This window comes from Candidatus Coatesbacteria bacterium (assembly GCA_014728225.1).
In the GTDB taxonomy this organism is placed as follows: Bacteria; RBG-13-66-14; RBG-13-66-14; order RBG-13-66-14; family RBG-13-66-14; genus WJLX01.
This window is the reverse complement of the sequence record WJLX01000040.1, coordinates 1-11,001: the sequence shown is the minus strand read 5'-3', so window position 1 is coordinate 11,001 and position 11,001 is coordinate 1. Positions and strand designations below refer to the sequence as shown.

8 protein-coding genes and 2 tRNA genes are annotated in these 11,001 nt (G+C 61.7%); 6 read left to right on the top strand and 4 right to left on the bottom strand.

Features of this window, described 5'->3' with window-relative positions:
* Window positions 1-213: 213 nt before the first annotated feature.
* Window positions 214-906, bottom strand: coding sequence for a hypothetical protein (locus tag GF399_02925; protein MBD3399265.1), 693 nt, complete (start codon window positions 904-906; stop codon window positions 214-216).
* Between the two features lie 130 nt (window positions 907-1,036).
* Window positions 1,037-2,872, bottom strand: a complete 1,836-nt coding sequence (mutL, locus tag GF399_02920; GenBank protein MBD3399264.1) for a DNA mismatch repair endonuclease MutL — start codon at window positions 2,870-2,872, stop codon at window positions 1,037-1,039.
* Window positions 2,873-2,940: 68 nt separating this feature from the next.
* Here mutL and GF399_02915 point away from each other — a divergent pair, with 68 nt between their 5' ends.
* From GF399_02915 to GF399_02890, 6 genes are all read left to right on the top strand, one after another.
* A complete protein-coding gene (locus GF399_02915; GenBank protein ID MBD3399263.1) occupies window positions 2,941-4,020 on the top strand; it encodes a hypothetical protein in 1,080 nt (359 codons plus the stop codon).
* 415 nt (window positions 4,021-4,435) lie between these two features.
* A complete protein-coding gene (locus GF399_02910) occupies window positions 4,436-6,445 on the top strand; it encodes a S8 family serine peptidase (protein ID MBD3399262.1) in 2,010 nt (669 codons plus the stop codon).
* Window positions 6,446-6,498: 53 nt separating this feature from the next.
* A complete protein-coding gene (locus GF399_02905) occupies window positions 6,499-7,104 on the top strand; it encodes a hypothetical protein (GenBank protein ID MBD3399261.1) in 606 nt (201 codons plus the stop codon).
* A 7-nt stretch (window positions 7,105-7,111) separates the two neighbouring features.
* Window positions 7,112-7,354 (top strand): hypothetical protein, encoded by a 243-nt coding sequence (locus GF399_02900; GenBank protein MBD3399260.1) that lies wholly within the window; start codon window positions 7,112-7,114, stop codon window positions 7,352-7,354.
* A gap of 179 nt (window positions 7,355-7,533) precedes the next feature.
* Window positions 7,534-7,607 (top strand) — tRNA-Gln (locus tag GF399_02895).
* Between the two features lie 125 nt (window positions 7,608-7,732).
* A tRNA-Glu gene (locus GF399_02890) sits at window positions 7,733-7,807 on the top strand.
* A gap of 130 nt (window positions 7,808-7,937) precedes the next feature.
* Here GF399_02890 and GF399_02885 read toward each other — a convergent pair.
* Window positions 7,938-9,341, bottom strand: coding sequence for a T9SS type A sorting domain-containing protein (locus GF399_02885; protein ID MBD3399259.1), 1,404 nt, complete (start codon window positions 9,339-9,341; stop codon window positions 7,938-7,940).
* A 1,277-nt stretch (window positions 9,342-10,618) separates the two neighbouring features.
* The gene (locus GF399_02880; GenBank protein ID MBD3399258.1) at window positions 10,619-10,954 is read right to left on the bottom strand and encodes a hypothetical protein; all 336 of its coding nucleotides are present in this window, start codon (window positions 10,952-10,954) and stop codon (window positions 10,619-10,621) included.
* Between the last annotated feature and the right edge of the window lie 47 nt (window positions 10,955-11,001).

Sequence of the window (11,001 nt, the reverse complement as noted above, 5' to 3'; positions counted from 1 at the left end):
GAACTGGCACGGTTTTTGCGGAGGCGGACCGTTATCGTCGTCCGTAACGGTCGCCGAGATGCAAAAACCGTGCCAGTTCCGGCGCGGCGTCGAAGTCGAGATGACAGCGCTGCGCGAAAAAGGGCTCCCGGCCGCGGCGCCACGAGTTGGTTCGCCAGGTGAAAAAACGGGACCCGGCGGGTCCCGTTGGTCTTTGGTTCGGTTCGAGGGGCGCTAGTCTTTAGCCGACGCCGGTCCGCGCAGGTGTTCGAGGAAGGCGATCAGCGGGGTCTCGGCCAGCAGGAGCATGGTGACGATGACGTTGGGTCGGGCGCCGTATTGCAGTCCGAGCCAGGCCAGCAGGGCGCCGGTGGGTATAGGCAGCAGCAGGAACCAGCGCAGCGGCGACCAGGCTTGGCGCTTACCGAGGAGGACGGCCAGGCCGAGGAGCAGCAGTCCGCCGCCGACGGCTGCCAGGGAGAGGTAGAGTATCCAGGCGTTGCCGGCCCGGGAGAACTCCTCGAGGTAGATCAGGTCGCAGAGGCGGGAGACCCCGGCGAAGCAGGCGCTGAAGCCGACGATGATCTCGGTCTGGTTCAGCGCCCGGTAGCCGCGCAGCTTGCGTTCGCGGCGGCGGAAGAGGTCGGCCTGCTTGACGGCGAAGCGTCGCAGCCGCTTGCGGGTGGAGAAGAAGGCGCCGACGAAACCGGCGGCCAGGCCGATCCAGGTGAAGATGCCGTCGTAGTGGCCGAGGAAGGTGTCGTCGGCCATCTCGCCCAAGACGTAGCCGACGAAGAGGGCGAAGCCGAAGTTGAAGGCCAGGGAAAGGGTCAGGTTGGCGTAGCGCCCGAGGTCGCCGATGGAGCCGTACTCCTTGAGCGGCTCGTCCGGTTTGTCGATGACGCCGCTGTTGGTCTGCTCGGCCAAGGGTCCTCCTGACGATCTGGGTGTCGTGGCGTTGTCTGTCGACCCGACAATAGTAAGCGATCAGCGCTCCGACGGCAAGTCCGTCGGGCTTGACGGCGGTGAAGAGCATTATTCGCGGGTTGAGCGTCCCCTAGCGGCGGAACCAGCGCCGGATCTGCTCCTCTGTCAGTTCGGCGGTGGTCGGTCGGCCGTGGGGACAGGTGGAGCGGTTGGGCGAGGCCAACAGGCGACGGATCAGGTTGCGCATCTGCTCCCGGCCGAGTACCTCGCCCGCTTTGACGGCGGCCTTGCAGGCCACGGTGGCCCGGGCCAGGCGCTCTAGTTCGGCGAGGGGCTTATCCTCGCCGACGTCGCCGAGCTCGGCCAGCACCTCTTCGGCGACGGCCTGCTCCTCGCCGGTCTTGACGATCTGAGGCACGGCGAGGACGCGGAAGGCGTCGGCGCCGGCGACCTCGACGCGGAAGCCGTAGCTTTCCAGCAGCTCGAGCAAGCCGGCCAGCCGGGCGGCGCGATCGGGGCTCAGGCGCACCAGGGGCGGCAGCAACAGCTCCTGGCTGGCGGCGGGGTGCTCGGCGTCGTTGTTTTGCAGCTCCTCGTAAATGACCCGCTCGTGGGCGGCGTGCTGATCGATGACCAGCAGTTTGTCGCCGTGCTCGACGAGGATGAAGCTGTCGGCGAACTGGCCGCGAACCTCGAAGGGCGCCCGCTCGTATAGTTGCCGGGCGGCCTCGGTGCTGAAACGCAGTTGCCCGGCCGGGGCGTCGCCGGTACGTTCCAACCGACCGGGACGCCGGGACGGAGCGACCCGTGCCGGGCGGCGACCATCACCGACGCCGAAGGGGACGTCGTCGGGAGTGTCGATGTAGGCCGGTCCCGTTTCTTCGGTGCGTCCGGCGGGGCTCGGCCGGCGGTCCGGCGGTCCGGCGGGTTCATAGCCCCCGCCGAGGGGTGTGGCGGCGGCCAGATCGACACCGGCCTCGGCCAGGGCCCGGGTGACGGCGGCCTTGACCAGCTTGCGCACGGCGGCGTCGTCGGCGAACTTGACCTCGCTCTTGGTGGGGTGGACGTTGACATCGACCAGCTTGCCCGAGAGTTCGAGGAAGAGCACCGCCTGGGGGAAGCGGTCCGGGCGCCCGACGCCGCGGCAAGCCGCCGCCGCCGCGTCGGTGACCACCCGGTTGTCGACGCTGCGACCGTTGACGAAGACCAGAATGCCGGAACGGTTGGCGCGATCGGCCCGGTTGGGGTGCCAGAGGGCGCCGTGGACCCGGCCCACAGCGGGACTGGAGTAAGTCAACTCCAAGGGGTCGGCGACGGAACTAAAATACTCGGAGCAGCGCTGGAGCTCGTCGGCGGGTGCCCAGGCCAGTTGAGTCTTGCCCCCGGCCAGGACGTGGAAGGCGACCCCGGGGTTGGGCAAGGCCATCCGCTTGACCAGCTCGACGCAGGCCCGGCGTTCACCGACGTCGGTCTTGAGGAACTTGCGCCGCGCCGGGACGTTGTAGAACAGCTCACGGACGACGATGTCGGTGCCCACGGGGGCCCCGGCCTCGACGCAGCGCACCAGACGGCCGCCCTCGTAGACGACCTCGGTGCCGCGCTCGTCGCCGCGGAAGCGCGTCACCAGACGGATCTTGGCCACGGCGCCGATGCTGGGCAGGGCCTCGCCGCGGAAGCCGTAGGTCTTGAGCAGCTCCAGATCCTCGAAGGTGTCGATCTTGCTGGTGGCGTGGCGCTCGAAGCAGGTGCGGGCGTCGGCCGGGCTCATGCCGCAGCCGTCGTCGGTGACCCGGATCAGGCGCTTGCCCCCGGCGGCCAGCTCGACCTCGATCCGCTCGGCGTGGGCGTCGAGAGAGTTCTCGACCAGCTCCTTGACCACGGAGGCCGGCCGCTCGACGACCTCGCCGGCGGCGATCCGCTCGTAGACCAGCCGGGGCAGAACCTTGATCTTGGTGACGTTCCTCATGGCGGCGATTGTACTAGGACGGCGCGCAAACGGCAAGCCCCGCCCGCCGCCGCACCCGACGGTGGTTTATGCTATCATCGGATCTGAGTTCTTCCATCCCCACTCGAAGCCGGAGACAGGCCATGAACAAGCTGACGTCGCTTGCTGTCACCTTAGCGCTGCTCGCTCCGCTCCTCGGCTGCCAGTTGACGCTGGACTCGGACCTCGACGTCTCGACCAAGCAGGATATCCGTCTGCATCCCGAGGGTCGGCTCGAACCCTTCTACTACGACACCTGGGGCTTCAACGGCACCCGGCTGGGCGAGTTCATCCGGCCCACCGACCTGGCCCTTGACCGCCGCGGCGAGCTGTACGTCATCGATTCCGGCAACCTGCGCGTCCAGGTCTTCACTCCCCAGGGCGAGGTCACCCAGGTCTACGATTACAACTTCGGCGGCGGCGAGCGCGCTTACCGCCCCGACGACATCGCCGTCAACAAACAAGACCACATCTACCTGGCTGATCGCAACGCCGGCACCGTCTTCAAGTTCACCGATCCGTCCCAGGCTTACGCGGTCACCGAGACCTCGGTCAACATCTCCGGCGACGGCCGCCTGAAGCGAGACGACAACACCATCCAGGGCCTGGCCAACGCCCCGAGCATCCCCGGGGCCCTGGCCGCCAATTGGGCCGGCGAGCTGATGGTGGCCTCGGGAAGCGAGCTGTGGGAGTTCGACGGCAGCGGCAACAGCATCAATCTCTACACCCTTTCCGGCGCCGGCGCCGAGGAACTCCTCGACATCGTCTACGACTACGATCGCTCAATGTGGGCCGTCACCCGCTCCGGCACCATTCTCCACCTGGACTACCGGGGACGTCTGCTGGACAGCTTCGAGACCCCGGCCCGCGAACCCCTGGCCCTCGACGCCGACGGCGGCGTCGTGGCTCTCGTCGACGGCTTCAATAACACCCTCTACCTGTACCACGAGAGCGGCAAGCTCCTTGAAGAAATCCAGGACGTCACCACCGAGGGTCTCGTGCTGCTCAACCCGGAGGGCGTGGCCCTGGATTACGACAACCGCCGACTGTACCTGGCCAACACCGCCGCCCACACCATCGAAATCTTCGATCTCGAGGTCTGGGAACCCGCCGAGGCCGCCCTCGACTAGCCCCGGAGACCTGGCACGAACCGCAACACCCTTCGCCCCGGCTGCGGCTTCCGGAACTGGCACGGTTTTTGCATCTCGGCGACCCCCCATAGTCGGCAAGCGGTGCGCCTCCGCAAAAACCGTGCCAGTTCCGGAAGCCGGGAGCTCGAAGGGATCTCAACCGCCGCCCGGGGCCTGACCTCAGGTCTCCGGGGCGGTCGCCGGCCCAGTGCAGCGGGCCGCTCGAACGCTGTTAAGCTCCCCAGATCGGCGTTGTGCCGGAGCGCGGGAACCGGGCCGCTGTCGTTGAACCCGCTCAAGCTCCGCCACATCAGCACAGACGGCTTTCGTACCAGACTCTTTTCAGCCCCTGTGCCCATCGTAACTACTCGATATCTTTAGGTTGGTTACCGTTAAGGAACGTCAAAACGGAGTCGTGCCCCTGACCACGATGCGCCTTGCGTTGACAGTCCTGTTGCTGCCGTTGCCGGCCCTCGGCGGTTTCCTGACGCCGGAGCTCGAGTCGGCCTTCGCCGAAGCGCGGACCGGGCTGCTGCCCGCCGTTATCGTGCTGGCGGAGCGCCCGACGGAGCTGGGCCTGTCCAGTCAACTCGCCGGCCTGCCCCGGGAGCGGGCCCGGGAGTCGGGCTGGCGACGCTTGAGCGAACTGGCCGCGCGCACCCAGGTGCCCGTCCTTGAGCTGCTCGAGTCCGCCGCCGCCGACGGCGTAGCCGCCGAGATCACCTCCCTGGTGCTGCTCAACGCCGTCGGTTGCCGCCTGGACGCCGCCACGGCCCGGGCCGCGGCCGCTCTGCCCGCAGTCCAGCGCGTCGTCCTCAGCCATGATCTTCAGCTCGATCTCCAGCGGTCCGCCGCCCCGCCGACCCCCACCATGCTCTGGAACATCGACCGCGTCGACGCCGAGGTGGTCTGGGAGGAGCCGTACGGCTACACGGGCGCCGGCGTCGTGGTGGCCGTGCTGGATACCGGCTGCGACATCGAGCACCCGGACCTGGCCGATCACGCTTGGAGCAACCCCGACGAGATCCCGGACAACCGCGAGGACGATGACGGCAACGGTTACGTCGACGACATCTACGGCTGGGATTTTTATTACCACAATAACGACATCCTGGGTCCGGTGGGCGGTCACGGCAGCCACGTGGCCGGCACCGTGGCCGGTGACGGCAGCGCGGGCTACCAGACCGGGGTGGCGCCCGACGCCCGGATCATGAGCCTGCAGTCCTTCTCCGACGGCGGCTCGAGCACGGAGTACATCGTCTGGCGGGCCTTCGATTACGCCGTCGCCGAGGGCGCCGACATCCTCAACTGCAGTTGGGGCTGGCGCCAGTGGAACACCTCGAACCAGGTCCTCTGGCGCGAGGAGTGCGAGGCGGTGCTGGAGCTCGGCGTTGTGATCTGCGCCGCGGCGGGCAACGAGGGCGACGACGACAGCCATCCGCCGCCGGACAACATCCGCACCCCGGGGGATGTCCCGGGCGTGATCGCCGTCGGCGCCACCGACGCCGCCGACGAATTGGTCAATTTCTCCAGCCGCGGTCCGGCGGAATGGGACTTCGCCGGCCACCAGCCGCCCTACGACGACTGGCCCCACCCCCCGGGGCTGGTCAAACCCGACCTCAGCGCTCCGGGCAGCACCATCCTCTCCCTCGACGGCCGCACCGGCGGCTACCGCAACCTTCAGGGCACCTCGATGGCCACGCCCCACGTCGCCGGAGCGGCGGCTCTGTTGCTGGAGGCCCTGCCCGAGCTGACCCCCGCCGAGATCAAGAGCTATCTCGAGGAAAGCAGCCTCGACCTCGGCGAGGCGGGCAAGGACAACTCTTACGGCGCCGGACGCTTAAACTGCCTGGCGGCCCTGGTCGCCGCCCGTTCCGGCCTGCGCTTCGACTCCTTCGCGGCGGCCGACGGCCCCGCCGGCATCGCCCTCGACTGGGCGGTCACCAAGCCGGAGGAGATCGCCGGCTACCAGTTGATGCGCCGCGTCGACGGCGGCTCCTGGAGCAACCTCAACACCAACCCGCTGACCGGCGAGCGCTATCTCGACCGCGACGTCGCCCGGGACCGCCGTTACGAGTATCTCCTGCTGGCCGAGCTCAACACCGGCGGAACGCTGTCCTGCGGTCCCGTGGGGCTGATCTACGGCTCAGGCCACAACCCACCCCGCCCGGCCCTGCGGCAGCCCTATCCCTGCCCCGCCGGGGACGAACTCAATATCCGGCTCGAACTCAGCGTTCCCGGTGAGGCGACCCTGGTGGTCTACGATCTGGCCGGCCGGCGACGGTTGCGCCGTTCCTACGGCAGCCTGGCCGCCGGCACCCATACCCTGACCCTCGAACTGCGCGAGCTGCTCGACGGCGTCTATCTCTTGGCCCTGGAGTCCGCGGGAACCCGCGAGCTGCGACGCTTCGTCGTCAGCCGTTGAACAGCCCCTTTCTCGTTCAGTCCATCGCAGCCCGGCAACTGGAGGCGTTTACGATGCGCAAGCTCTTGCCCGTCTTGACGATCGCGGCCCTGCTGCCGCTACTCGGCGCCTGTGAAGAAGAGCAACAACCCCTCGAGGATCCGGCGGCCGACGACGGCGAAACCGCCGCCGAAACCACCCTCGAACGAATCAGCTTCGATATCGTCGAGCTGTCCTTCACTATCGACACCGACTTCTGGGAAAACGACGGTCACAGCATCGACCCCCAGATCAACGCCGAGACGGCCCGCTTCGTCAACCCGGAGACCGGCGCCTACCTCGACGTCCGCTGCCAGACCTTCGACAAGGTCCAGACCGCCGAGGACCTGGACTGGATCGTCGAAGACAAACTCTTCGAGCTCTCGGCCATGCCCGAGTTCGAGGAGCTGGCCAATGAAAGCGCTCCCTTCGCCGGAACCGAGGCCCGCCGGTTGGAGTTCCGCGGCCTGGGCGACGGCGTTCCCTGGCGCTTCGTCGATTACAACGCCCTCAGCGGACCCCACTACATCGGTGTCCAGTTGGCCGCCCCGACCGAGAGCTGGGACGCCATCGCCGAGCAGCGCGCGGCCGTCCTCGAGAGCCTCGAGCTTCCCGAACCGACCCCCGCCCCAACCAGTTAGGCCCCGAATGACCAACGACAACCCCACCGACAACCCGCTGTTGGCCAAGATGATCCGCTTCATCGAAACCGTCGAGACCAATGCCGTCAAGGGTACCGAAGACGTTTTCGACAAGCTGCAACCCGAGGCCGACGAGACCGTCAAGCAGGTCTTCATGCAGGGCGCCAAGAGCGGCGCCAGCATGATGCGCCTGCTGCTGCTGGAGCTGGTCGCCAAGGATTCCCCCCAGCCCGACGACGGCGCCGAATAAGGGCTTGAAAAACCGCCGGCCTTTATGCTATCTTTCTCCCTCCGACGCTGAGAGGGCCGCAACCCGGGCCACAATTAGGACCGCAACCGGAGCCGCAACTAGAGTTGCAATTGGGGCCACAACCCGGCCGCTATGACGTCGGGCGCGGTTCAAAAAAATCAGCGTTGGTGAAACAACCTTGGGGCGTCGTCTAGTGGCAGGACAGCAGACTCTGGATCTGCTTACGGTGGTTCGAATCCATCCGCCCCAGCCACGGGGGCCGCAATGCCGGCCCCCGTCAAAACGGCTTCCAAACGGATCGCCGGCAGCGATTTGAGACTTGCCAAGGCGACCGACAACAGCTATAATACCGGCGCGCCAAGACCGAAGCGCCACCACGGCGGCATCGTCTAGTGGTTAGGACGCGTGGTTCTCAGCCATGTAACCGGGGTTCGATTCCCCGTGCCGCTGCCAACCGGCCTGATAGCATACAACAGCCTAAGATGCGCGGGGGTTGCTGCAAAGCCGCCCCCGCGTTGCTAGAGCGATACCGCATGCTCCCGCTGCCAACCGGCCTGACAGCTGCATAGTGAACGGTCAATATCTACGCGGTCATCCGTACGCCGATCGGCAACGGTTCCCCGCGTATTGCATGGGCCTCAGGCCCAAACCGACCAGTAGAGCCCCTTTCGGGGCTCTTTTTGTTGACAACTTCGGTAATCAGCGCCGGATTCCAGCGAATTGTCAACATTGCCGTCTTCGAGCCCCTGCTTTCCTTCTGGGCCACGTCGATCCGTTCAATAAGCAGCCATAGTAGAGCAACGATCTCCTCCCTGGATGATTCAACATCCAGCTCACCGAGCTTGTCCCTGAGCAACATCACCACCCGATTGGCCTGTTCATACGTCAAGTGCTTTGGTGATCTCCATCTCAGCTCTTCGATTTCAACCAGCAGATCGTCTCTTCGCTTTAATGACGAGTAGAGGTTCTTCTCTGCAAAACGTAGAGCATCGGTAGGCTTTTCCATCCCATCGATAATCCCCTGCCACTTCTTGATACTCTTCTCCAAGGCGTTCAGCTTCTTCTGGATCTCGCCGGGACGGCTGTCGTGCCTAACTAGGGCCAGCATCCGGTTGATCAGACCATTGTAATCGTCATAGGTTTCCAGCTTATTGAAGATCATGTTCAGGGTGCTGTAGATGATCGACTCCTGGCTGACCGAGGTCAGGTTGCAATCAGTGTTCCCCCGCATGGCTTGCGAGCATGCTAAACGGTTCCTGCCCCAGCCCTGCATTCGAAGCCCGCATTTCTCGCAACAGACCAGGTCACCGAGTAGGTTGGAGCTACCCACATGGGTGGTTTTCCTGTTTCGTCGGTTTCTTCTAGCTACAACCTTCCGAGCGAGCTCATCGGTGATGATGACCTTAAACGCAATTGAATCTGAAAATGCAACCTCCAAGATTGACTTGTACTCAATCATCCCAAGCCTATCGGGTAATCCTAACCCTCTCGTCTCGCTCACTCCTTCTTCCGCCAGGCGGGCGATGTAGACCCCCTGGGGGTACTCGCCCACGTCGAGGACGAGGGAATGACGGCCTGAGGTGGGTTGGAGGGTTTGGGTATCGATCCGACGGCCGGAGAGGTCGTAGATGCTGAGCATCACGGCGTCGATGCCGGAGGGAAGCTCGTATTCCAGCGTGATCGTGTTGACCGCCGGGTTCGGGTAGGGTTGATGCAGTTGGACGGCCACGCCCCGGGGGTCGGGGATCGTCACCTCGATGGGGCCGTAGGGGTGGGTGATGCCGTCGCCACGGACAGCCTTGAGGGTGTACTCCCAGGTCTGTCCGGGTTCGATGTCGGTGTCCAGGAGGGTGTAGGGGCCGCCGTCGGCGGGGATGGGCAGCTCGTGTACCGGATGGACGCCGGCGTAGTGGTCTTCCTTGATCACGCGATCGACCACGTAGCTGTGGAAGGGCCACTCGGGAGTATCCGTCCAGGTCAGCTCCACATCGCCGTCGTCGTTGACGTTGACGGCGAGGTTTTATAGTCCATCCGGGTGCCAGACTTCTGCAAGCAGGCCAGGTATTTCTCATACTCCTTAGGATCGCCATTGTTACCGGAGATGTATAGGTTGCCGTTGGTAGCAATGATCTGTGGAGAATAGTAATCAAGAGTATTGAATTTACCGATAGGCATATTACACACTTAATTAACAGAGCTATGAGAGACTTATAGATAATAGCCTTTTAAAACAATGATGTATTTATCGGTGTTAATAACAAGTTATTTATATCATTTTATACTACTTTCTTCATGCTATGGTCCCCAGATTATAGAACGATCATTATATTTTATAGCTTTTAGTGCTGTAATATAATATATCAATATTATACACATGTGTAATTATACTTAATAACAGTTATTATCATTATATATCGAATAATTTTATTATATAAAAATATAATATTTATCAATGTTTAGTTTAGCTTTCTTGTAACTTATTCCATTTCTAGCTTAGATATACACATCTCCGTCATTATCGACGGTTCTCTTGCCCTCGATGTCTTAGTACCACTCCTGATTACCATCTTCTGTATATTGGTAAGTATTATTACAGACAATACTACAGGAAGGTGTTATTATAAGAGTTAAATTATATCTTTATAAGTATTTGTCAATACTCCATCTTTTCATATTTTGTTTCAGCTTACACTATTATACGCACCGATCCTGTATTAATCCTCAATAAAGAGTTATTCGATTAACACGGGATTATTATCCAATCTCTTACTACCATATATATCATCTATCGTAACTAATCTTGCAGCATCAATCTCAATATAAGATAAATAATATAATAAGGATATATGCATAATATGCATTCATTATTTATTGATATCTATGGATACCATTCCCGTAAGCTACCTATATATATATGTAAGAATCAATCAATAAGATTCTTATCGATATCATACTTTAAAAAGTTCGTAGGTGTATTTTGATAAATATTACCCTCTAAATCCATTGAGAAATCCCAATAAGAAGAATTTCAATCTTTATACCAAATTATGTATACCGCTTCGTGTGGACCTACGTATAGACTTTGTCCCGAATGCTGATAGTCGATCCCCCAAGTAGCCCAGGCCGGTATGCCAGCGGACAGAGCAACAGAGAATTACACCAACAAAAAAGATAAAAAATCTTGCTATCCTTCGCATTGTGAACCTTTTATGAAATCGAAAGGATCACTCGGAACATCATATAGTGAAGAAGCCTGCTCAGTCATCAACCTCGCTTGAAGCCCGTCTCCACGTCGTATAGGTGTTCCAGGTGCTCGGGGTGGATGGGGATCAGCTCGCCGGACTGGGCGTCGGGGAAGCACTGCTGAAGAGATCTCAGGGACACCGAGATGATGTAGGGCGCCATCCGGGGTTTGAGCCCGCGCATGCTTCGGATGCGCGGCAGCCCATGCATTTCACGGACGGACTGGTACTCTTCCCAGACCCGCCGGGCGTCGTCGTCGATGATGACGAAGAAATCACCCTTGGCGTAGTCGTCGATCAGCTTGAACCTCTCGGCCAGGGTGCCGTGCTTGTGCCCTCGGGCGAGATCGAGCAACATACGGCTCGGTTTTCCAGTGACAGCCTGACTGATCCTGGTGAAGTAGG